24 protein-coding genes are annotated in these 22708 nt (G+C 68.8%); 4 read left to right on the plus strand and 20 right to left on the minus strand.

The genetic code is table 11. The features are described from left to right. Positions 1-3: 3 nt before the first annotated feature. The 8 genes from AC1RIF_RS04860 to dprE2 form a co-directional block, all read right to left on the minus strand. A complete protein-coding gene (locus tag AC1RIF_RS04860) occupies positions 4-216 on the minus strand; it encodes a DUF4287 domain-containing protein (protein ID WP_492600259.1) in 213 nt (70 codons plus the stop codon). Between the two features lie 10 nt (positions 217-226). Next, positions 227-949 carry a rhomboid-like protein gene (locus AC1RIF_RS04865; RefSeq protein ID WP_492600260.1) on the minus strand — a complete coding sequence of 241 codons (723 nt, stop codon included), beginning with the start codon at positions 947-949 and terminating at the stop codon, positions 227-229. Between the two features lie 4 nt (positions 950-953). After that, a complete protein-coding gene (locus tag AC1RIF_RS04870) occupies positions 954-1760 on the minus strand; it encodes an SDR family NAD(P)-dependent oxidoreductase (protein WP_492600261.1) in 807 nt (268 codons plus the stop codon). Further along, positions 1757-3082, minus strand: a complete 1326-nt coding sequence (locus tag AC1RIF_RS04875; RefSeq protein WP_492600262.1) for a flavin-containing monooxygenase — start codon at positions 3080-3082, stop codon at positions 1757-1759. The genes AC1RIF_RS04870 and AC1RIF_RS04875 overlap by 4 nt, the downstream gene beginning before the upstream one ends. A 268-nt stretch (positions 3083-3350) precedes the next feature. Beyond that, positions 3351-4094, minus strand: a complete 744-nt coding sequence (locus AC1RIF_RS04880; protein WP_492600767.1) for a cobalt-precorrin-6A reductase — start codon at positions 4092-4094, stop codon at positions 3351-3353. Positions 4095-4102: 8 nt separating this feature from the next. Continuing rightward, positions 4103-4852 (minus strand): precorrin-4 C(11)-methyltransferase, encoded by a 750-nt coding sequence (cobM, locus tag AC1RIF_RS04885; protein WP_492600263.1) that lies wholly within the window; start codon positions 4850-4852, stop codon positions 4103-4105. Beyond that, positions 4849-6102, minus strand: a complete 1254-nt coding sequence (gene cbiE, locus AC1RIF_RS04890) for a precorrin-6y C5,15-methyltransferase (decarboxylating) subunit CbiE (RefSeq protein WP_492600264.1) — start codon at positions 6100-6102, stop codon at positions 4849-4851. Before cbiE ends, cobM begins: the two co-directional genes overlap by 4 nt. After that, positions 6099-6854, minus strand: coding sequence for a decaprenylphospho-beta-D-erythro-pentofuranosid-2-ulose 2-reductase (dprE2, locus tag AC1RIF_RS04895; RefSeq protein WP_492600265.1), 756 nt, complete (start codon positions 6852-6854; stop codon positions 6099-6101). The genes cbiE and dprE2 overlap by 4 nt, the downstream gene beginning before the upstream one ends. 44 nt (positions 6855-6898) lie before the next feature. Between dprE2 and AC1RIF_RS04900 the strand changes: the two genes are divergently transcribed. Both AC1RIF_RS04900 and AC1RIF_RS04905 read left to right on the plus strand, forming a co-directional pair. After that, a complete protein-coding gene (locus AC1RIF_RS04900; protein ID WP_492600266.1) occupies positions 6899-7312 on the plus strand; it encodes a PPOX class F420-dependent oxidoreductase in 414 nt (137 codons plus the stop codon). 105 nt (positions 7313-7417) lie between these two features. Next, positions 7418-7909 carry a hypothetical protein gene (locus AC1RIF_RS04905; protein ID WP_492600267.1) on the plus strand — a complete coding sequence of 164 codons (492 nt, stop codon included), beginning with the start codon at positions 7418-7420 and terminating at the stop codon, positions 7907-7909. 16 nt (positions 7910-7925) lie between these two features. Here the strand turns inward: AC1RIF_RS04905 and AC1RIF_RS04910 are convergent, their stop codons facing one another. Continuing rightward, positions 7926-9107 (minus strand): M24 family metallopeptidase, encoded by a 1182-nt coding sequence (locus AC1RIF_RS04910; protein ID WP_492600268.1) that lies wholly within the window; start codon positions 9105-9107, stop codon positions 7926-7928. 37 nt (positions 9108-9144) lie between these two features. Here AC1RIF_RS04910 and AC1RIF_RS04915 point away from each other — a divergent pair, with 37 nt between their 5' ends. Then, positions 9145-10098 (plus strand): 5'-3' exonuclease, encoded by a 954-nt coding sequence (locus tag AC1RIF_RS04915; RefSeq protein WP_492600269.1) that lies wholly within the window; start codon positions 9145-9147, stop codon positions 10096-10098. A 19-nt stretch (positions 10099-10117) separates the two neighbouring features. Here AC1RIF_RS04915 and AC1RIF_RS04920 read toward each other — a convergent pair whose 3' ends face one another. The 8 genes from AC1RIF_RS04920 to pafA form a co-directional block, all read right to left on the minus strand. Continuing rightward, positions 10118-10921 (minus strand): DUF4333 domain-containing protein, encoded by an 804-nt coding sequence (locus tag AC1RIF_RS04920; RefSeq protein WP_492600270.1) that lies wholly within the window; start codon positions 10919-10921, stop codon positions 10118-10120. 277 nt (positions 10922-11198) lie between these two features. Continuing rightward, positions 11199-11462, minus strand: a complete 264-nt coding sequence (locus AC1RIF_RS04925) for a DUF1876 domain-containing protein (RefSeq protein WP_492600271.1) — start codon at positions 11460-11462, stop codon at positions 11199-11201. 114 nt (positions 11463-11576) lie between these two features. Next, positions 11577-14273, minus strand: a complete 2697-nt coding sequence (locus AC1RIF_RS04930) for a DEAD/DEAH box helicase (RefSeq protein WP_492600272.1) — start codon at positions 14271-14273, stop codon at positions 11577-11579. Beyond that, positions 14270-15223: a twin-arginine translocase subunit TatC gene (gene tatC / locus AC1RIF_RS04935; RefSeq protein WP_492600273.1), complete on the minus strand. Its 954-nt coding sequence runs from the start codon at positions 15221-15223 to the stop codon at positions 14270-14272. The genes AC1RIF_RS04930 and tatC overlap by 4 nt, the downstream gene beginning before the upstream one ends. Positions 15224-15293: 70 nt before the next feature. Further along, positions 15294-15563 (minus strand): Sec-independent protein translocase subunit TatA, encoded by a 270-nt coding sequence (tatA, locus tag AC1RIF_RS04940; RefSeq protein WP_492600274.1) that lies wholly within the window; start codon positions 15561-15563, stop codon positions 15294-15296. A 214-nt stretch (positions 15564-15777) separates the two neighbouring features. Beyond that, entirely contained in the window at positions 15778-16749 is a 972-nt protein-coding gene (locus AC1RIF_RS04945) for a helix-turn-helix transcriptional regulator (protein ID WP_492600275.1), read from the minus strand. Next, complete coding sequence (locus AC1RIF_RS04950) at positions 16746-17753, minus strand: helix-turn-helix transcriptional regulator (protein WP_492600276.1); 1008 nt, start codon at positions 17751-17753, stop codon at positions 16746-16748. Before AC1RIF_RS04950 ends, AC1RIF_RS04945 begins: the two co-directional genes overlap by 4 nt. A 60-nt stretch (positions 17754-17813) precedes the next feature. Further along, positions 17814-19172 (minus strand): Pup--protein ligase, encoded by a 1359-nt coding sequence (gene pafA, locus AC1RIF_RS04955; RefSeq protein WP_181818863.1) that lies wholly within the window; start codon positions 19170-19172, stop codon positions 17814-17816. Between the two features lie 117 nt (positions 19173-19289). On the opposite strand from pafA, the gene AC1RIF_RS04960 reads away from it, so the two are divergent. Further along, entirely contained in the window at positions 19290-20708 is a 1419-nt protein-coding gene (locus AC1RIF_RS04960; RefSeq protein WP_492600277.1) for a bifunctional phosphatase PAP2/diacylglycerol kinase family protein, read from the plus strand. Between the two features lie 4 nt (positions 20709-20712). Here the strand turns inward: AC1RIF_RS04960 and prcA are convergent, their stop codons facing one another. The 3 genes from prcA to AC1RIF_RS04975 are packed head-to-tail and all read right to left on the minus strand — an operon-like array spanning position 20713 to position 22597. Further along, a complete protein-coding gene (gene prcA / locus AC1RIF_RS04965; protein WP_492600278.1) occupies positions 20713-21525 on the minus strand; it encodes a proteasome subunit alpha in 813 nt (270 codons plus the stop codon). Next, positions 21522-22406 (minus strand): proteasome subunit beta, encoded by an 885-nt coding sequence (gene prcB / locus AC1RIF_RS04970; RefSeq protein WP_492600279.1) that lies wholly within the window; start codon positions 22404-22406, stop codon positions 21522-21524. Before prcB ends, prcA begins: the two co-directional genes overlap by 4 nt. Beyond that, a complete protein-coding gene (locus AC1RIF_RS04975) occupies positions 22403-22597 on the minus strand; it encodes a ubiquitin-like protein Pup (protein ID WP_005513229.1) in 195 nt (64 codons plus the stop codon). The genes prcB and AC1RIF_RS04975 overlap by 4 nt, the downstream gene beginning before the upstream one ends. Positions 22598-22708 lie beyond the last annotated feature (111 nt).

Genomic DNA, 22708 nt, shown 5'->3' on the forward strand with positions numbered 1-22708 from the left:
GCGTCAGCTCGCCGCATCCTCCTGCAACGTATGGGCGACAAGCGCATTGGCATGACCGTGGCCCAGCCCGTGCTCGGACTTGAGCCAGTTCACGATCTCCATGTGCTTGGTGAGGTCGGAGCCGCGAATGAGCTCCTTCCACTCGCTGATCGGCTTCCCGTACTTCTTCTCGATCGACGGAAAGTAGGACGCGGGACCCTTCACCGGTTCGGTCATGGACGGCACGCTACCTGTGGGCTACGACACGCGCGCGGATCGAACTCGCCCACTCCTCCGGGTCCCAGGTTCCCGGCCGGGCTCTCGTGAGCGGGTAGCACGCGAATCCGATGAGGACAGCGCTGAAGTGTCCGATGTCGGTGAACGTCAGGGTGCCGATCAACGGCAGCCCGTAGACCAGCAGCACCCCGGCCACGTAGAAGTACCGCCACGGCGGCGCGATCCGGTAGGCGAGCACCGCGGTGACACCGGCCAGCGCGTAGCTGACGCCCACGTCGAGGGTGTTCACCGCCGACTCGGGCGCCTGGCCGTGCCGAATCGCCAGATACAGGACGCCCTCGCTGAGATACGTCGCACCAACGTGCGCGATGGCCGCGATCGTCAGCCACCGCCACGTCCCCAGCCACCGTTCGACCGGAACATGAAAGAGGTTGAACAGCACGAAGTACCCGAACCAACTCCCGCCGGCCAGCCAGAGCGCGCTGCTGATCAGGACGCGGACGGGATCCTCCTGCAAGTGGTGCAGGTTGGTCGAGCGATTGCCCAGAACCTCATCGAGGGCCGCGGGCGAGAGGCGATGCATCACGATGCTCGTCACGAGCAGGATCGCGAGCCACACGAAGGTCCCGGGTGCGTGGCGCACATACGCCCACGCCGCAGCCGGGATCTGCGACCACCGGAACCGCTGCACGGCATCCACGGGACCAGTATGAACCCGATCCGGCCCGGACATCCGCTCAGCCGGCAACCGTCTCGATCCCGTAGCGCGCACGGTAACGCCGCAGGTTGCCGCGGGCGAGTCGGGCGATCCACGGCAGCACACGCAGCATCGGGCCCGGGGCCAGCATGCCGGTCTTGACCATCCAGCCGTCGGAACGCGGCAGATTGGTCTCGACGCGTGGACGGTCCACCAATGCGAGCACCCCATCGGCGATGCGCTGCGGCGGCAGTGGTGTCCCGAGAAAGTTCAATGCCGACCCGCCGGTGGCCGCCTCATGGCGCAGCATCGGCGTATCGACCGAACCGGGGTTCACGATGCTGACCCGGACGCCGGTATCCGGTGTCCGCGCGGCCAGTGCCAGCAGGAATCCGCGCAGACCGAACTTCGAGGCGCTGTAGCCCGGGCTCTCCGCGAGCGGCAGCATCCCACCGATCGACACGATCGCCACGACGTGACCGCGCGACGCCTGCAGCGTCGGGTACAGCGCGCGCGTCAACTGCACCGGCGCGATCAGGTTGACGCCGAGTTCGCGATCCATCTCGTCCCCGGTGACGCGCTCGAACGGCGTGGTGACCACGACGCCCGCCACGTGGACGAGCAGGTCACACTCCCCCACGGTGGACTCCACCAGCGCCTCCACCTCCGACGGAACGGTCAGGTCGCAGGCGTGCAGGGTGATCGTCCCGGATCCGGCGTCGGCCACAACCGCCAACCCACGAGTGTCGACGTCGACAGCGACGACGTCGTACCCGCGGGCAGCCAGCCCACGGCAGATCGCCGAGCCGATCGCACCGGCCGCACCGGTGACCACCGCCCGGGTCATGCCGTGACCCGCACTCGATCGAACATCCCGGGCTCCAGGCCCGACCAGCCGAACTCGGCACGAACGTCGGCCAGGTAGTCGCGGAACGCGTGCGAATCGACGTAGGCGCTGTGCCGATCGGTGCCGATGAAGGCGATCCCACCGCTCAGGTCAGGCCGATCCACGGCGATCTTCCGATCGAACGCCGCGGCACGCACCGGATCGTGGTGCTGATCGTGCAGGTACTGGGCGAGGATGTTCGTCACCTGGTCGAACAGCGTGTACGCGCTCGAGTTGGTCTCCAGGTAACCGACGCCGAACAGGTTCCGCTGCCTCGGATTGAACGCGGTCAGGTACAGCCGCGGCCGGCCGTGCGCCAGGTCGAAACAGTCGTCCGGCACGTACGGAATCGCCCAGTCGTACCCGGTGGCGTACAGCACCAGGTCGATCTCGCGGCTTGACCCGTCGGTGAACTCGACCCGCGACCCCGCGAACCGTGCGACGTCGGGGACGATCGCGACGTCACCGTGCTGCAGGTGGTGCACCAGCTGACTGTTCAGCAACGGATGCGACTCGAGCAGTTTGTGATCGGGACGCGGCAACCCCAACCGCGTCAGGTCTCCCTGCAGCAGTCGCAGCACCCCCGTCAGCAGCGGTCGCTCGATCGCCAACGGCAGCCGCGGCCCCTTCTCGGCGAACACGTCGGTGGGTGTACCGAGGATGTGTTTCGGGATGACGTGGTATCCGCGCCGGACACTGACGAACGTCTCGGCGGCGGACACCGCTGCATCGCACGCGATGTCGGCGCCGGAGTTGCCCAAGCCGACAATCAACACTCGTTTGCCACGGAACTCGTCGATCCCCCGGTAGCTCACGGCATGCCGTGCCTCGCCGTCGAACGTGCCGGGGTGCAACGGGACCTTCGGCTGCCACGTCACGCCCGTCGCGCACACCACCGCGCGGTAGGCACGCCGCTCCCCCGTCGAGAGCCGCACCGACCATCCGTCTCCGTCCGGCGTGACCTCGTCGACGGCAGTGCCGAACTCGATCGACTCGTACAGGCCGAACGCCCGGGCGAAACTGCGCGTGTAGTCGAGGATCAGGCGGTTACCCGGGTAGTCCGGGAACGAATCCGGCATCGGGAAGTCGTGGAAACCCGACATCGTGCGGGACGAGATGAAGTGCGCCGACTCGTACATCGGGGTCCCCGGGTTGTCGAGATCCCAGATCCCACCGACATCACTGTGCCGCTCGAACTGGTCGTACTCGACACCCAGCCGACGAAACGCCCTGGCCGCCGACAGTCCGGCCGGCCCCGCGCCGACGATGCACACCCGATCCATTCGAATGCCCCTTCCCTCGCCGCACATTCAACCCCGTCTCCTCCGTCGTGGCGCTGAATCGAGTGGAACCTGAGGCGAGTCCGGTGTGGAGTTTTGGGGCTGGGGCCGCCGGAGATAGTTTCGGTATTTACACGTGTTCCGTCTGACACGAATTTCTGACGAACAACGCCGACGCGGAATGGTGGCTGTGCCGCTCCCGAAGTGACCTGCCGCCCGCGCAATCGCGTCCGCGCAAGGTCATTTCGGGAGCGGCACAGCTCCTCCGGCGTCAACGGTGTTGCGGCCGTGTGGCCCAGGAGGCCGCGACGTCGAGATCCGAGGTCGAAGCGACCCCCACCGGGATCGGCGTGCGGGCCACCATCACCACAGGAATCCCCAGTTCACGCGCTGCAGTGAGCTTCGCCGACGTGAGCGCTCCCCCACTGTTCTTCGTCACCACCACGTCGATCCGATGCCGGCGCATAAGCGAGACCTCGTCGTCGACGGAGAAGGGCCCCCGATCCAGCAGGAGCTCCGACCGCGAGGGCATCGAGACGTCGGGCGGATCGATCGCGCGGACGAGGAACCAGCCGGAACCGTCGGCGAACGCGTCGACGCCCTGCCGGCCGATCGTCAGGAATACCCGCTCCCCCAGTGCGGGCACCGTCCCCGCTGCTGCCGCGAGGTCGGGAACCGGGTGCCAGCGATCCCCCGGACCCGGCTCCCATTCGGGTCGGCGCAGCACCAGCAGCGGCACGCCGACCCGCGCCGTCGCTTCGGCAGCGTTGGCGGTGATCCGCGCCGCGAACGGGTGGGTCGCGTCGACGACGGCGTCGATGTCGTTCACCTGCAGCCACTCCGCGAGCCCGTCTATGCCACCGAATCCGCCGATGCGCACCTCCCCCACCGGCAGTACCGGTTCACGGACGCGGCCGGCGAGCGACGAGGTGACCTCGACCGTCGGATCCGCGTCGAGGCGGGACGCGAGGGTTCGAGCCTCGCGCGTGCCGCCGAGGACGAGCATCCTGCGCAACGGTGTGGTCAATGCGTCGTACGGGACCGTGTCGCCGAGTAAAGGTAGCTGTCTGGGAACCCCTCCGCCGCCAACACCCGGCCCACGATCACCACTGCCGTCTTCGTGATTCCCGCGGCGTGTACCTGACCGGCGAGGGTCGCGAGCGTGCCACGCAGCACGATCTCGTCCGGCCGGCTCGCGAACGCGACGACCGCCGCCGGGCAGTCCGACCCGTAGTTCTCGGACAGCTCCTCCACGATCTGTTCGATCCGGTGCGCACCCAGGTGCACGACCATCGTGGCGCCGCTGCGCCCGAGCGAGCGCAGGTCCTCGCCGGGCGGCATCGCCGTCGACAGCGTCGACACCCGGGTCAGCACGATCGACTGGGAGACACCGGGCACCGTGAGCTCGCGTCCGAGCGCGGCGGCCGCGGCCGTGAATGCCGGCACCCCGGGCACGATGTCGTACGCGACGCCCGATGCCTCGAGGCGTCGAACCTGCTCGGCGACGGCCGAATAGATCGAGGGGTCTCCCGAATGCAGGCGGGCCACGTCGAGCCCGGCCGCGTCGGCGGCGATGAGTTGCTCGACGATCTCGTCCAGGCTCATGCGTGCGGTGTCGATCACCTCGGCGTCGTCCGGGCACAGTGTGAGCAGTTCAGCGGGCACCAGGCTGCCCGCGTATAGGCACACCGGGCTCTGCGAAATGATGCGCGACGCGCGGAGCGTGATGAGGTCGGCGGCGCCCGGGCCTGCTCCGATGAAGTGGACTGTCATGTCGTTTCCCTTTCGGTGCGCTCCGGCTTCGTAGCCGACCATTGGGCCACCGGCAACTGTGGTCGCCACGCGGTGAACCCGCCGAGCGCCTCACCCCGGTAGACCTGGAACTTGCGGAGATCTCCGCCGTGCCGCGAATGCCACTGCAGAATCAGCGATTCCGACTCGGCGGTGACGGCGTTGACCACCATCCGGCCGCCCGGACGCAGCCGCGCCCAGCACGCGTCGAGCATCCCGTTCCGGGTGACGCCGCCGCCGACGAAAACCGCGTCGGGCGTGGCCGTCTCCTCCCCGAACGACGCCGGCGCCGCACCGCGGATGCGGAGTGCCGGGACGCCCAGGGCCGCGGCGTTGTCGCCGATCTGCGTGACCCGCGAATCCTCGCGCTCGAACGCGACCGCGCGGCACCGGGGATCGCTGCGCATCCACTCGATGCCGATCGTCCCCGAACCGCCACCGACATCCCACAACAGTTCACCCGGTGCGGGAGCCAGTGCCGAGAGCGTCAGCGCCCGCACCTCGTGTTTGGTCATCTGCCCGTCGCCGCGGAACGCGGCGTCCGGCAGGCCGGCGTTCCGTGTCAGGCGCACCGGGCCCGCGCCGCGGACCTCGAGCGCGATGACATTGAGCGGGTCGCCGGGAGGCCGGTTCCATCCGGACGCGGTGCCGGCTGCCAGCGCTTCGGCGGGCCCGCCGAGCTGTTCCAGCACGGTCACACGGGATTCACCGAAACCACTCTCGCACAGCAGTTTCGCGACAGCCGCCGGGGTGTGCTGATCGTTGCTGAGTACCAGCAGGCGCGCACCGTCCTGCAGATCCGGCGACATCGTCTCCACCGGACGGTTCACCACGCTGATAGTGGGGGTCTCGTGGAGCGCCCAGCCCAACCGGGCGCACGCCAGCGAGACCGACGACGGGTGTGCGATCACACGGATCCGCTCGGGACCCAGCACCCGGCACAGGGTGACCCCGATGCCGTGGAACATCGGATCCCCGCTACCGAGCACGCACACCCGGCGGTCGCGGTACTCGTCGAACAGTCCCGGCAGGGCCGGCAGCATCGGCGACGGCCAGGCAACACGCGCCACCGGGGTCGCATCGGACGTCGGCACGAGGGCGAGTTGCCGGGGCGAGCCCATCAGCACGTCGGCGTCGCCGATCGCCGCCTGCGCGCGGGGCGACAGCCCCTCCCATCCGTCGGCCCCGATCCCGACCACCAGGACCGGCAAGGGCGTCACGGCAACGGTCATCGGGGCATCCGACGCCAGACGAACTGCGGCACCAGACGCATCCCGAAGATCACCGGACGCAGCAGCGCCGGCACCCAGACGCGTTCGGTGCGCTTACGCAGGCCGTGGACAACCGCGTCGGCCACTTGCTGCGGGGTGCTCGAGAACGGGGCCGGCTTCATCCCCGCGGTCATCTGCCCGATCACGAATCCCGGCCGCACCAACAGCAGGTGGACGCCGCTGCCGTGCAGGGCGTCCGCGAGCCCGGAGGCGAAACCGTCGAGGCCGGCCTTCGCCGAACCGTAGACGTAGTTGGCGCGGCGTACTCGCGTGCCGGCGATCGACGAGAACACCACGATCTGTCCCGAACCGTGGGCGCGCATCAGATTCGCGAGATGCGTCAGCACACTGATCTGGGCGACGTAGTCCGTGTGGACGACGGCGAGCGCGTGACCGGCGTCCCGCTCGGCGCGCGCCTGATCGCCCAGGACGCCGAACGCGAGCACTGCGATCCCGATGGGTCCGTGCTGCTCGGTGATCGCCGACAGGACGCCGGAATGATCCGCGACGCGGTCGGCGTCGAACTCGACGGTGTGTACGGCGGTGGCGCCGGCGCCGAGGAGGGTCTGGCGTTGCTGTTCCAGATCGTCGCTGCGTCGTGCAGCCAGGACGACGTCCCGCCCGAGCGCCAGTCGCTGCGCGATCTCCAGTCCGATCTCGCTGCGACCGCCCAGCAGCACCACCGATCCGGGGGCGAACTCCGTTTCACTCATGACTCCAGTGTCCTGGATTCGCGGCGCTCGAGTACGGTCGGGGCATGGCCCGCACCCCGTCGAATCCCACCCAGCTCACCGCCGATGCCGGCGAGTTCCTCGCCGAACGGCATCTCGCAACGCTGACCACCCTGCGCAAGGACGGGTCTCCGCACGTCGTGGCCGTGGGATTCACGTGGGACCCGGACAAGCAGATCGCCCGGATCATCACGAACGACTCGTCGCAGAAGGCACGCAATGCCGACCGCGGCGGGTACGCCGCGGTCAGCCAGGTCGACGGCGGACGGTGGCTCACCCTCGAGGGCCCCGCACGGGTGATGTCGGATCCGGAGTCCGTCGCCGAGGGCGTGGCGCGCTACGCGGCCCGCTACCGGACGCCGCGGGAGAACCCCACCCGGGTGGTCATCGAGATCGCGGTCGAACGGGTGATGGGCTCGGCAATCCTCGTCGATAGGTGAAATCGTCTGATTTGCAACGGTATTCGGTTCCGGCCGGGGTGTTCTGACGGGGTCACCGGGGGTACCGTACGAGGACGTCACCAGCGAACCCGAGTGGGGATGGCCATGACAACTCGACGAACGGCATCGACGAACGGGCGGCCCGACCGCCGCTGGGCCCTCCGTGGCTCGGTCCTCGCGGGTGTCGCCGTTGCCGGGCTGTGCGCGCCGGCCGCGGCCCAGGCACTGCCGCCGCACCCGTTCGGCCCGCCGGCACTGACGATCGGATGCGCCAACCAGGGCAGCCCGATGTCGTTGACCGGGGCGACAGGCCAGTCCGGTCCCGAGCAATCGCCGCCGATCGGCGCCGGCGAGATCCGATTCGAGACGTTCCCGGCGGCGCCACCGATCCCGGCCGCGGGGCAGGTGACCGTCGCCTGGATCAACCTCGACACCGGCGCGACGGGTACCGCAGCGCTCGAGGGGACCTACCCGTACTACTCGAAGACGGTCTACACCGGCCACGGCAACGTCCGTGCCACCGTGTTCGGCACGATCGACCTCTTCAGCCTGCCCCTGTGCCAGACGAATCCCACGTTCGGCAACTTCATCGTCTGACCGGGACGATGCCGCGTCAGCCGGGCAGCACCGTCAATCCGTGCGGGCGCCGGTTCATCGGCTCGCACCCGTCGGCGGTGACCACGACGATGTCCTCGATCCGGGCTCCCCACCGGCCGCGGAAGTAGATCCCCGGCTCGATACTGAAGGCCATGCCGGGCTCGAGCGCGATCTCGTTTCCGGCGACGATGTAGGGCTCCTCGTGCACCGAGAGCCCGATCCCGTGACCGGTGCGGTGCACGAACACCTCGGCCAGGCCGGCCTCCGCCAGCACGTCCCGGGCGGCGGCGTCGACGGCCTCTGCAGTGACACCGGGCCGGACCGCGTCGACGGCCGCCTGCTGCGCCGCCTCGAGGACCGCGCACTGCCGTGCGATCTCGGCATCGGGCTCGCCGAGGACGTATGTGCGGGTCGAATCCGAGTTGTACCCGGGCTCGACCGGACCGCCGATGTCGATCACCACGACATCGCCGGACTCGATGACCCGTTCCGAAACCTCGTGGTGGGGATCAGCGCCGTGCGGGCCCGATCCGACGATCACGAACGCCGCCTCGGTGTGCCCCTCGGCGAGGATCGCGTCGGTGATGTCGCGGGCCACCTCGGCCTCGGTGCGGCCCGGCCGCAACCACTCACTCATCCGTGAGTGGACCCGGTCGATCGCCGCGCCGGCACGACGGAGCGCATCGACCTCGGCGTCATCCTTGATCATTCGTAGTTCCCGCAACACCCCGGTCGCCAGCACCGGCACGGTGCCGAACCGCCGGGCCAGCGGAACCAGGTGCAGCGCCGGCATCGCATCGGTGACCGCGGTGCGCGGGTCCTCCGGCAGCAGCGACGACACCAGCTCGTACGGGTCGACGCCGTCGACCCAGTCGTGCACAGGCAGTCCGAGATCGCCCACCGCCGAATCCCCCAGCGACGCCAGTTCGAGCCTGGGCAGGACCACCGACGGCGGATTCCCGTCCGCGGGGAGGACCAGGCACGTCAGACGCTCGAACGAGTCCGCGCGGGATCCGACGAGATAGCGGAGGTCGGGACCCGGTGTGACCAGGAGTCCGTCGAGACCGGCACGCTCCGCGAACCGCGCTGCGCGTGTCAGGCGGTCGGCGTAGACGGCGGTCGGAAACCGCGTCGCCTCGGCATTGTCGGATCCGGTGGTATCGGAACTGCGCGAACTCCGAGAACTATCCGTACTCATGAGGTTCAGGCTAGTGCGGTTTGGCAGGATGGGGCGCATGAGTGGACCTTTGCTGCTGCTGGACGGTGCAAGTCTGTGGTTCCGGGCGTTCTATGCCCTTCCCGAATCGATGACGGCGCCCGACGGCCGGCCGGTCAATGCGGTGCGCGGGTTCACCGACATGGTCGCCGCCCTCGTCACTCGCACGCAGCCGTCCCGACTGGCGGTGTGCCTGGATCTCGACTGGCGCCCCCAGTTCCGGGTCGACGCCGTGCCGTCGTACAAGGCGCATCGGGTCGCTCAGGACACCGCCGACACCGACGGCTCCGCCGAGGAGGTGCCCGACACCCTGACGCCACAGGTCGACATGATCATGGAGGTGCTGGACGCCGCCGGCATCGCGACGGCAGGCGCCGTGGGATTCGAAGCCGACGACGTACTGGGAACCCTTGCAGCGCAGGAGAAGGAAGATTCCGTCGTCGTCGTGAGCGGCGACCGGGATCTACTTCAGGTGGTCACCGACGATCCGGTCGCCGTGCGCGTGCTGTACGTCGGCCGTGGGCTGGCGAAGGCCGAACTGTTCGGGCCCGCCGAGGTGGCCGCCAAGTACGGGGTGCCGCCGGAACGCGCCGGCGAGGCCTACGCGGAACTGGCTCTGCTGCGGGGCGACTCCTCGGACGGTCTGCCCGGGGTCAAGGGCGTCGGCGAGAAGACCGCGTCCACACTTCTGCTCCGACACGGTTCGCTCGAACAGTTGCGCGCGGCGGCACTGGACCCCGCCTCCGATGTCGCGAAGGGTGTTCGCGCGAAGCTCGCCGCGTCCGTCGACTACATCGACGCGGCGCTGCCCGTGGTGCGGGTGGTCACCGATGCGGACGTGCGCCTGTCCCGGCCCGACGCGCTGCCGAGCGCACCGGTCCACCCCGAACGACTCGACCGGGTGGCGGCACAGCTCGGCATCGAGCGCTCGGTCACCCGCCTCGTGGCGGCGATGGCAACCGAGCGCTCGTGACGACCGTTCGCGTGCGGGACTAGCTAGGGCGGCTGACCGAGTACTTGCCGTCGTTGTCGGTGAAGGTGACGGTGACCTTCTTCGGGGTACCGTCCACCGTCAGCGAGCACTGGAACGAATTGCCCTCGGCGACTTCCTGACCGGAGGGGCAGCTCACCCCGGACACCGAACGCGCACCGTAAGACTCGGTCACGATCTGCTCGACGCCCTTCTCCGCGGCCGCCTGATCGAGGGTCTTGCTACCGAAGGCGCCCGAGAGCCCCAGGCCCACGACCGCGATCACGGCGATGACGACCAGCCCGAGGACCGCCCAGACCGCCGGCTTCCCCTTGCCGCCGCCGGTGGTCGCCGGCTGCACCGGTCGCATGGGCTGCGCCGCCCACTGGTTCGGAGGCTGAGTGCCGTACTGCGCCTGCGGGTACCCCTGCTGTGCACCCCATTGCTGCCCGGGGTACTGCTGCCCGGGGTTCGGCTGCCCCGGAGTGGGTTGACCGCCGTACTGGCCGGGAGCTCCCGGCTGAGGGTTCCACTGTTGCTGCGGGGGCATCGGCTGACCCCACGCCGGATCGCCGCCACCCCACTGCTGGTTCGCCTCGGGTGAACCGGGATACGGCTGACCCCAGGCCTGGTTCTGGGGCTGCTGGCCCGGATATCCCGGGGCGGGAGCCGGGTACGCGCCGCCACCGTACACATCGGCGGGGTACGGGTTCGGAAGCGGTTGCTGGAAGTGCTCGGGTGCGGCCGGCGCCGCGTGTCCTTCGCCGTGTCCCGGCTGCGAGGCCCACTGCTCGTTGGGCTCGTTCGGTCCCTGCGGGCTGCTCATGTCGTCTCTCCTCGTCTCCGGTACTGCAGCCTACGATGCAACGAAACGCGCGAGCAGATCCCGAACTTCGTGGATACTCACGCCTTTCGACATATGTCGTCGGATCGGCATCGGGCTACCCGAGACCCGGATCTTCGACAAAGCGGTTCTCCTCCCCCGGCGCCGATTCATCGACACCCTACGCAGCATTCACTCGGACACGGAACATTGCCCCACGCTTTTCCGTGTCCACCGACCGAATGCCGGTTGTCGTCTTGTACCGCCGAGTCGACGACCCCTACTCGGTCAGATGCGCAGGCGTGTGAGTGACGCCCTCGATGTCACTGACGGTCGCGTCGATCAGCTGATGCGACAGATCCGCGAGTGCGCGTGCCGTCGCGAGTTCGTCACCGATCGCGGGAACGTTCCGGTCCGTCGGGTTCCTTCGCGCCGCCCCGACGCCGACCAGCGTCGTGTCACCGGTGTGCAGTCTCGCGGTCGAACGAGTCTGACGGTCGTGTTCGTCGATCACGATCTCCATCGACCACTGCTTCGCGTCCATGGTGGGACTCCTCTCGGGTACAGCCCCGACGGGTGGTCGGGGGTACACGATCCAGTCAACGTCGATCGGACGCGATCCGGTAGGGGGTGCACTGCGACGTGCCGCGGCCGCCGACTACGTGGCAGCCACCGCGACGACCCCGCGACGGATCGCCCCCACCGCCCGGGCGGCGGCCTTCGCCACCGCCGGATCCGACGCCGTCGAGTGCACCTGGTCCAGCAGATCGATCACCTGCCGGCACCAGCGCACGAAGTCACCCGCGGACAGTTCCTTCCCACCGGAGCCCGCGGCGATCAGCGCGTCGACCAGCGACTCGTTGCCGGCCCACTGGTACACGGCGGTCACGAAGCCGAGATCCGGTTCCCTGGTGAGCGGGAGCTTGTGCCGGACCTCGTCGGCACGCAACTCGCCCCACACCCGCACGGTCTCCGCGAGCGCCTGCCGCAGTGGCACCGTCGGCCCGCGGTCGGGCGCATCGGCGTCCTGCCGGGACTCGTACACGACAGCGGAGACCACCGCGGCGAGCTCGGCGGGAGTGAGCCCGCTCCAGACCCCGCGTCGCAGGCACTCCGCGACGAGCAGATCGCTCTCGCAGTAGATCCGCCCCAACCGCTGCCCGTCCTCGGTCGCCTTGGGGTGCTTGCCCTCGGAGATGTAACCACGCTCGGTCAGCAACGCCACGATCCGGTCGAAGGTGCGTGCCAGCGAGTTCGTGGTCGCAGCCACCTTCTGCCGCATCGAATCCGTCTCGCGGGCGAGCCGGTTGTAGCGCTCACCGATCCGGCTCAACTGTTCGCGGTCCGGTCGCGAGTGGCACGGATGCTCCCGCAGAGCCTTGCGGAGCGCCACGATCTCGGCGTCCTCACGGCCGCTCTTCGCCCGTTTGGGTTTCCGTGGCGCGACGATCCCGGTGCTGCGCAACGCGGAGGCCAGGTCTCGACGCACGCGGGCCGTGCGGTGATCGACGTGCCGCGGCAGTCGCATCCGGCCGAGCGCACGCGCCGGCACCGGGAAGTCCGCGGCGCTGACCCGGCCCGCCCACTTCTCCTCCGTCAGCACCAGGGGCCGTGGATCGCTGCGATTCTGGTCCGGCTCCAGCACGACCGCGAGCCCGGAGCGCTTGCCGACCGGGATGGCGACGACATCACCGCGCCTGAGACCGACCAGCGACTCGACCGACGCACCGCGACGGTCCGCCCGCCCCTGCCGTTCGATGGCGCGCTCACGGCTGCGCAGTTGTTCCCGGATCTGCACGTACTCGAAGTACTCGCCGTCCGCGCCGCCGAGCTTGTCGCGCAGTTCCACCAGCGCGGCCTCGTTGCGTTCGATTCCGCGAGTGAGCCCGACGACGGACCGGTCTGCCTGGAACTGGGCGAACGACCGCTCGAGAAGCGCACGCGACTCCGCCGCACCCATCCGGTCGATCAGGTTGATCGACATGTTGTAGGCGGGACGGAACGAGCTGCGCAGTGGAAAGGTCCGGGTCGACGCCAGTCCGGCGACGTCGGTGGGCTCGACGCCGGGCTGCCACAGGACCACGGCGTGACCCTCGACGTCGATGCCGCGGCGTCCGGCGCGACCGGTGAGCTGGGTGTACTCGCCCGGGGTGAGCTCGGCGTGCGTGTCGCCGTTGTACTTGACGAGCCGCTCGAGCACGACCGAACGCGCCGGCATGTTGATTCCCAGCGCGAGGGTCTCGGTCGCGAACACCGCGCGGACCAACCCGTTGACGAACAGCTCCTCGACGGTCTCGCGGAAGGCCGGGAGCATCCCGGCGTGGTGCGCGGCGAAGCCACGCTCGAGCGCCTCACGCCACGCCCAGTAGCCGAGTACCTCGAGATCGGCGCGCGGCAGATCTCGGGTGTGCTTGTCGATGATCTCGTCGATCTGTGCGGTCTGCTCCGGCGTCGTCAGACGCAGCCGGGAACGCACGCACTGTGCGAGGGCGGCCTCGCAGCCGGCGCGGCTGAAGATGAAGGTGATCGCCGGCAGCAGGCCCTCTTCGTCGAGACGCGCGATCACCTCCGGACGCGGCAGCGGCCGGTGGTCGCTCGACCGCCCGCGGCCACGCCCCCGCGGCTCCCAGTCGTTCATCCGGTCGAGCGCCAGGCGCTGCCTGACGTGGCGCGCCAGGTCCTGGTCGACGACCACGTCGTGCCCGCCGGCTGGTGTCGCCTTCGTGTCGAACAGATCGAACAGCCGACGTCCGACCATGATGTGCTGCCACAGCGGAATCGGGCGGGTCTCGTCGACGACGATCGTCGTGTCGCCACGAACCGTCTCCATCCACGCGCCGAACTCCTCGGCGTTGCTGACCGTCGCCGACAGGCTGACCAGGCGCACGTCGTCGGGCAGGTGCAGGATGACCTCTTCCCATACCGCCCCCCGGAAGCGGTCGGCCAGGAAGTGCACCTCGTCCATCACGACGTGAGAGAGGCCACGCAACGCCGGCGAGTCGGCGTACAGCATGTTGCGCAGCACCTCGGTCGTCATGACGACGACGGGGGCGTCCGAGTTGATGCTGGTGTCCCCGGTCAGGAGCCCGACGGCGTCCTTCCCGTGGCGTTCGGACAGCTCGGCGAACTTCTGGTTGCTGAGCGCCTTGATCGGCGTCGTGTAGAAGCACTTACGCCCGGCCTCGAGCGCGAGATGCACGGCGAACTCGCCGACGACCGTCTTGCCCGCGCCGGTGGGCGCGCACACCAGCACGCCGTGCCCGGCCTCGAGCGCCGTGCACGCCTGGACCTGGAACGGATCGAGCGGGAAGCTCAGCTGTTCCGTGAACGAATCGAGTTGGGTCTGTGCCCTCACAGCGTGTCCGAATAGTCCTGCGTGGACGTTCGAGGCGCGGCCGACGGCTGGACCGGGGCCGTGTCGTCGAGAGGTGTCGGAGCCCCGATCGAGGACGCTTCCTCGTCGGACAACGCGCGCAAGTCCTCGGCCTCACGCCGGGCCTTGCGCTTGTCGTTGAGCCGCGCGATCTGCACGGACAGCTCGAACAGCACGGTCAGTGCCGCGGCCAACGCCAGCATGGTGAACGGGTCCTGGCCCGGCGTCGCGATGGCCGCGAAGACGAACAGCGCGAGGATGAGCCCGCGGCGCCACGCCTTGAGCTTCTCGTAGGACAGGATGCCGACCACGTTGAGCGAGACGATCAGCAGCGGGATCTCGAAGCTGACGCCGAAGATGATCAGCAGATTTATCACGAACCCGAAGTACTGCGAACCGCTCAGCGCAGTGACCTGGACGTTGTCGCCGATCGTCAACAGGAAATGGAGAGCCTGGGCGACGACGACGTATGCGAGCACCGCACCCGAGACGAACAACACCGACGCCGCGACGACGAAGCTGACCGCGTACTTGCGTTCCTTGGCGTACAGGCCCGGGGTGACGAAGCCCCAGATCTGGTAGAGCCAGATGGGGCAGGCCAGGACGATTCCGGCGGTCATCGCGACCTTGAGTCGCAACATGAACTGCTCGAAGGGCCCGGTCGCGAGCAGTCGACATGCCCCGTCGGGGCTCAGGGACGCACGGCTCGATTCCGGCAGCGAGCAGTACGGACCGCGCAGCAGCTCACCGAGGCTCTCGATCCCGAAGAGTCGAGTCGAGTACCAGACGAAGCCGACGATCGTGGTCACGATGATGGCCGCGACCGCGATCAGCAGTCGTGTCCGCAGCTCGTACAGGTGATCGACGAGCGACATCGTGCCGTCTGGATTTGTCCTGCGCCTGCTGCGACGCGGGTCGAACGGAATTCGCACAGTGGGCCCTAGCCTTGGTCAGCCGTGATCCGGGGCGATGAGCTCACCCCGGATGCGTGTGGAACGTGGACTAGGCCGACTTCGGCTCGGTGTGCGACTTCGTGGTGTCGACGATCGTGGCGTCCAGCGGAGCCGACGGCAGCTGGGCCGAGGGTGCCTGCTCGGATGCCGCGCTCGCGGACGGGTTGCCGTCGTTCTGCATCTCCTTGACCTCGCTCTTGAAGATACGCAAGGACCGTCCCAGACCGCGTGCCGCTTCCGGCAGCTTCTTGGAACCGAACAGAATCACAACCACCAGTGCCACGATGGCCCAGTGCCACAGGCTGAAGCCTCCGGTCATTACTACCTCCAAATTTCAGATGCCAACGATGCTACCGGACGATCATGCGCCGGTCTTGGTGCAAATGTCCTGTTCACCGTGACGTAACGACCAACCGGAGCGGTCCGCGCACGTCGCCGCGAACCAGTTCACGCAACCGCCATCCGAAGTTACTCCTTCGGCCGCCTGAAGTGTGCTCGATCCAGCCGATTCGCGTGCCGTCGCGTGCCGGGTCTCACGCCTCCATCGCGTCGTACACGTCGAGTGCCGAACACGCGCGATCGCGGACCGCGGCGACCAGCTCCGGCGGTTCGAGCACCTTCGCACCGGAGCCGAAGCCGAGGACGAGTCGGGCCATCCATTCCTGGGACCCGTAGCGCATCGTCACCTCGACCGAACCGTCCGGAAGAGTCTGCACCGGGTGCATCGGATAGTTGTCCAGGATCCAGCCCTGGTCGGCCGAGACGTGCAGGACTGCCTGCGGCAGGTCGGGGTCGTCGCTGAACAACTCGAGGTGCTCGTCGGTACCGAGCGCCTGCTCGGGCGCCGCCGACGGCTCGTCCAGTTCCTCGGCCGCGTCGATCCGATCGAACCGGAACAGCCGCACCCCCTCGGCCTGCCGGCACCACGCCTGCAGATAGGTGTGGTCGTCGACGAGCAACGAACGGATCGGGTCCACCACACGCTCGGACACCGCGTCGCGCGACGCCGAGTAGTACGTCAGGTGCAGCGCGTGATCGTTCTGCAGCGCGGTCCGCACCACCGCCGCGACCGGGTTCTCCGGTGCACCTTCGCGCTCCGGGCCGTCCTGCGGGACGGCCCGCCCCCGAGCAGCACTCCCGGCGGCGGACTCGATCTTCGCGATCGCCCCCTGCGCGGCCGACGGATCGACCATGCCGGGCATCTCCGCGAGAGACCGCAGAGCCACCAGCAGCACCGTCGCCTCCGTGGACGTCAGCCGCAGCGGCCGATCGATGCCGGCCGAGAAGATGACCGAGACCGTGTCCTCGTCGAACGACAGGTCGATCAGATCGCCGGGTCCGTAACCGGGCAGCCCGCAGACCCACAGCTGATCGAGATCCTTCATCAGATTGGGTACCGTGACGCCCAACTCGCGGGCGGCCTGTTCCTTGCTGATACCCGGATGCGCCATGAAGTACGGAACCAGGTTGAGCAGGCGCGTCAGCCGCGACAGCCTCGTGCTCATCGGTCCGCCTCCATCGTCTCGGCTCCGACCCCGGCCGCGAACCGCAACTTCTCCTTCACGTTCGACCGCAACGACTCCGGCCCCAGCACCACGGCATCGACGCCGTGACCGGCGACGAGACGGGCCATCCAGTCCCACGACCGGACCGGAATCTCGAGGACCGTTCCGGGCCGTGAGCCGAGTTCCCGCGGCCCATGCGCCGCTCCGAGCCGCCGGAGCTCGTGCGCTCGGCCCTCGGCCACCCACACTGTCGCGGTTCCTGTCACCGAACCCGCACCGGTGACCGAGTCGACAATCGCCCGCAGGTCCACGTCGGCCGGCTTCCGGACCACGTTCGACGGCCCCACCGCCCTGACCGGATCACCGATCCGCGACAACCGGAACGTCCGGGTCGCATCGCGATCGACATCGTGCCCGACGAGGTACCAGCGCCCGCGCAGCGTCACCACGCCCCACGGTTCCACCGTCCGCGTGACGTACGGCTCAGTCGGGGCGCCACGATGCTGGAATTCGACCACCCTGCCGGCATCGACCGCCTCGAGCAGTTGGCGCATCGCGGTCTCGGATCCGCGGGTGCGTGCCGGGATCGCCGACACCGGAACCGCGTCGAGATCGGCCTCGACCTGCACGCCCGCCGCGCGCAGCTTCATCAGCGCGCTCTGCGACGCGGACATCAGTTCCGGTGACCCCCACAGCCGCACTGCGACCGCGACCGCCGCGGCCTCGGCGGTGTCCAGATCGACATCGGGTAATTCGTAGGCCGTCCGGTCGATCCGGTAACCCTCGACGGTCGAGAACCGGCCCGCCTGCCCCGTCTCGAGGGGGATCCCCAGATCGCGGAGTTCGTTCTTGTCCCGCTCGAACATCCGGCTGAAGGCCTCGTTGCTCGCCGACTCGTCATAGCCCGCCACGCTCTCCCGGATCTTCTCCGCAGTGAGGAACTGCCGGGTGGAGAGCAGGCAGATGACAAGGTTCATCAACCGCTCGACTTTCGCTATCGCCACGTCGCCGAGCCTAACGGCTCCGGACCGGACCGACCGGTAGCAAAACGGTCGGACCGGACGTCACATGGATGCGATCAGCCGCTCCACACGCTCGTCGACAGACCGGAACGGGTCCTTGCACAGCACCGTCCGCTGCGCCTGATCGTTGAGCTTGAGGTGCACCCAGTCGACCGTGAAGTCGCGGCCCGCATCCTGCGCGGCGGCGATGAACTCGCCCCGTAGCTTCGCGCGGGTGGTCTGCGGCGGCGTCTCCACCGCGGCCTCGATGGTCTCGTCTTCGGTGACCCGCTTCGCCAGCCCCTTGCGCTGCAACAGGTCGAACACACCACGACCGCGCTTGATGTCGTGATATGCGAGGTCGAGTTGGGCGATCTTGGGATCGGCCAGCTCCATCCCGTACTTGTCCTGGTACCGCTGGAACAGCTTGCGCTTGATCACCCAGTCGATCTCGGTGTCGACCTTCGCGAAATCCTGATTCTCGACGGCGTCGAGCGCGCGGCCCCACAGATCGACCACCTGATCCACCTGCGGATCCCGTTCGCGGGTCTGCAGATGCTCGACGGCCCGCGAGTAGTACTCGCGTTGGATGTCGAGCGCACTGGCCTGACGGCCACCCGCCAGCCGGACCGGACGGCGTCCCGTCAGATCGTGGCTGACCTCGCGAATCGCGCGGATCGGATTGTCGAGTGCGAAATCCCGGAACGGGACGCCCGCCTCGATCATCTCGAGCACCAGCGCCGCGGTCCCGACCTTGAGCATCGTCGTGGTCTCGGACATGTTGGAGTCGCCGACGATCACGTGCAGCCGCCGGTACTTCTCGGCATCGGCGTGGGGTTCGTCGCGCGTGTTGATGATCGGCCGCGACCGCGTCGTCGCCGACGAGACGCCCTCCCAGATGTGCTCGGCCCGCTGCGACAGGCAGAACGTCGCCGCCTTGGGCGTCTGCAGGATCTTCCCCGCACCGCAGATCAGCTGGCGGGTCACCAGGAACGGGAGCAGGACGTCGGAGATCCGGGAGAACTCCCCCGCGCGGACCACGAGGAAGTTCTCGTGGCAGCCGTACGAGTTCCCCGCCGAGTCGGTGTTGTTCTTGAACAGGTAGATGTCGCCGCCGATGCCCTCCTCGGCGAGCCTCTGCTCGGCATCGACGAGCAGATCCTCGAGCACGCGTTCACCGGCGCGGTCGTGGTTGACGAGCTGCAGCAGGCTGTCGCACTCGGCGGTCGCGTACTCCGGATGCGACCCGACGTCGAGGTACAGCCGTGCGCCGTTCCGCAGGAACACGTTGGAACTACGGCCCCACGAAACCACCCGTCGGAAGAGGTAACGCGCAACCTCGTCCGGACTCAGCCTTCGATGACCGTGAAAGGTGCAGGTGACACCGAACTCGGTCTCAATTCCCATGATTCGTCGCTGCACACTTCGACAGTACAGCGCGGAGCGGATTTGCCACGGCGTTCACGAAGAGGCTCGCGACCCTAGGGTGGGAACGTGGCCGAAGTGAGATGTTTTCCCGAACGTACCGACCGTGTCCTCATGCGCCTGAGCACCGATCTGCCCCCGTCGCGAATGGACGGGGGTCTGCGCGCACTCAGCACGGCAGCCAACCACAGCGTCCTCTGGATCGGTGTCGCCACCGGCATGGCACTGGCCGGTGGACGCGCTCGCCGGGCCGCGGTGCGCGGCCTGCTGTCGGTGGCCGGCGCGAGCGCACTGTCCAACGCGGTGCTCAAACCGGTGTTTCCCCGTCGGCGTCCGCCTGCGGGAACGCTCGGCTTCGCGACCCGCCGCGGGCTCCCGGCGCCGCGCTCGTCGTCGTTTCCCTCGGGGCACTCGGCCTCGGCGGCCGCGTTCGCGACCGGCGTCGCGCTCGAGTTTCCGCTCGCCGGCGCAGCGCTCGCACCGGTCACGGCAGCGGTCGCCTACTCCCGGGTCCACACCGGCGTGCACTGGCCGTCCGACGTCGCGGTGGGCCTGGGCGTGGGCGGGGCCGTCGCGTTCGCGACCCGCCGCTGGTGGGCGGTGCGCGACGAGGAACCGGCGACCCTCGGCCCCGACCGCAGCACCCAGGCCCTGCCCGACGGCGAGGGCATGATCGTGTTCGCCAACCCCGGTTCCGGAACCGACGACGACGGCACCCGCGCCGAGCTCGAGTCCCAGTTACCGAAGGCGGTGGTGGTCGAGTTCGATGCCGACCGTGACTTCGATCAGCAACTCGACGAGGTGATCTCGACCCACTCCCCCAAGGCCCTCGGAGTCTGCGGCGGTGACGGGACGGTCGTGACGGTCGCGTCCGCGGCTGTTCGGCACGACCTACCACTGGCGGTGTTCCCCGGGGGGACCCTGAACCACTTCGCTCGGGACGCCGGTGTCGGCGACATCGCGTCGACCGCGGACGCGATCGCGGAGGGCAGTGCCGAGGTCGTGGACCTGGGCCGCGTCCGGGTGGACGGCCGTCAGGAGTCGACCTTCGTCAACACCGCGAGCCTCGGCGGCTACCCGGACTCGGTACGACTCCGGGAGCGCTGGCAACCGCGGCTCGGCAAGTGGCCGGCCGCGGCGTTCGCGATGGTGCGGGTCCTGGCATCGGCGGAGCCGTTGACCGTCACCATCGACGGCACCGAGCACGCGGTGTGGATGCTGTTCGTCGGCAACGGCCGGTACGCCCCCGCCGATCAGGTCCCGATGTCACGCCCGGAGATCCACCGCGGCACGCTCGACGTGCGGTATCTGCTGGCGGACCGCCGGTTCTCGCGGCTGCGGCTCGTGGCGGCAGCGCTCACGGGCACCCTGGGGGCGTCCCCGACATACGTGCAGAAGAACACCGACGCGGTGACCATCGAGATCGACGGTGACCCGGTCGCCCTGGCGACCGACGGCGAGGTGGTCGCCGACGGGCGCCGATTCCAGTTCCGGAGCGAACCGCACCGCGTGGTGCTCTACCGCAAGCTGTAGCGGGCTAGGCGGTGTCCCCGTTCTCGGGGGCATCGCCTTCCACGTCCGGCTTCTTCTCACTCGCCTCGGTGGCGGCATCGCCCTTGTCACCCTGTGGGGCGGGCGGGACCGGCAGCAGCGACTCGAGCACACTGCCGGAGATGCGCCGGAACGTGCGCCGCGGACGGGACTGGTCGAGCACCGCGACCTCGAGACTCGACACCCCGAGCGTGCGGCGATCGGAATCCCCGTTGCCCGACGACGTTCCGTCCTGCAGCGCCTTGACGGCGACGGCAACGGCCTCGGCAAGGTCCATTCCGGTGCGGTACGACTCGCGCAGCGCGGTGACGATCGGTTCGGTGGTGCCGCCCATCACGACGAACTGCTGCTCGTCGACGATCGATCCGTCGTAGGTGATCCGGTACAGCTGCGCCTGCGGCGGAGCGTCCTGCGGACCGACCTCGGCCACGCAGATCTCCACCTCGTACGGTTTGGGCTGCTCGGTGAAGATCGTGCCGAGGGTCTGCGCGTACCCGTTGGCGAGCGAACGACCCGTCACGTCACGTCGGTCGTAGGAGTACCCACGCATGTCGGCGTGCACGATGCCGGCACGCCGCAGATTCTCGAACTCGTTGTACTTGCCCACCGCCGCGAAACCGAGCCGGTCGTACAGCTCGCTCACCTTGTGCAGCGCGGTGGACGGATTCTCCGCCACGAACAGGACACCGCCCGCGAACGTGAGCACGATGACGCTGCGGCCGCGCGCAATTCCCTTGCGCGCCAGCTCCGAGCGATCGCGCATGATCTGCTCGGCGGAGGCGTAATACGGCAGGGTCATCGCGGGGTGCGTCCTTCCTCGGTGCGGTCTGCCACGACGGCACGCGCCAGTTCGGCGGTCCGACCGGCCGGCACGTTCACGGCGCCGTCGGCGGTGATCGACACAGCCGTCGGGTAGATCGCCCGGATCAGGTCGGGTCCGCCGGTGGCCGAGTCGTCGTCGGCCGCGTCGTACAGCGCCTCGATGGCCATCCGGAGCGCCGACTCCTCGTCTGCGCCTTCCCGGTAGAGCTTCTTGAGCGAGGACTTCGCGAACAGGGATCCTGATCCGACCGCGTGGTATCCGGCGCGTTCCTCGTACCGGCCGCCCACGACGTCGTACGAGACGATGCGCCCGGCGCGGTCGGCGTCGGAGGCATCCAGATCGAAGCCCACCAGCAACGGAACGACGGCGAGGCCCTGCATCGCGGCACCCAGGTTGCCGCGGACCATCGACGACAGGCGGTTGGCCTTGCCGTCGAACGTCAGCTGGACGCCCTCGATCTTCTCGTAGTGCTCGAGCTCGACGGCGAACAGCCGGACCAGTTCGATGGCGACGCCCGCGGTACCGGCGATCCCGGCCGCGGAGTAGTCGTCGGTGACGAACACCTTCTCGACGTCGCGGCTCGCGATGAGGTTGCCCATCGTGGCCCGACGGTCGCCGGCGAGCACCACGCCGCCGGCGAACGTCAACGCGACGATCGTGGTCCCGTGCGGAGCGATGTCCGCACTACCACCGTCGGAACCGGTGTGGCTCATGTCCATTCGATTTCCGGGCAGAAGCTCCGGTGCGTGGAGGCGCAGGTGCTCGGTGAACGACGACAGGTTCGATCCGTAGGCGAACCCGGTGTTCATCCCGAGGCCGCCGGCAGTCGACGGCACCCCTGCACGATCCGCCCTCACTGGCCGCCCTTCTGGACGTAGGCGCGCACGAAGTCCTCCGCATTCTCCTCGAGCACGTCGTCGATCTCGTCGAGCAGATCGTCGGTGTCCTCCGCCAGCTTCTCGCGACGTTCCTGCCCGGCCGCGCCCTCACCGATCGGGGCATCGTCGTCGTCTCCGCCACCAGCGCGCTTGGTCTGCTCCTGGGCCATGGCCACCGACCTCCTCGTTACCGCGGACTCGTCGGAGCACACCTCCGACGGACGTCCTACTCGGACCCTAACCCTACCGATCACCGGTGGTTGTGGGGCTGCAAGCACGCA

The organism is Prescottella sp. GW823-FHT02E09 (genome assembly GCF_058797375.1).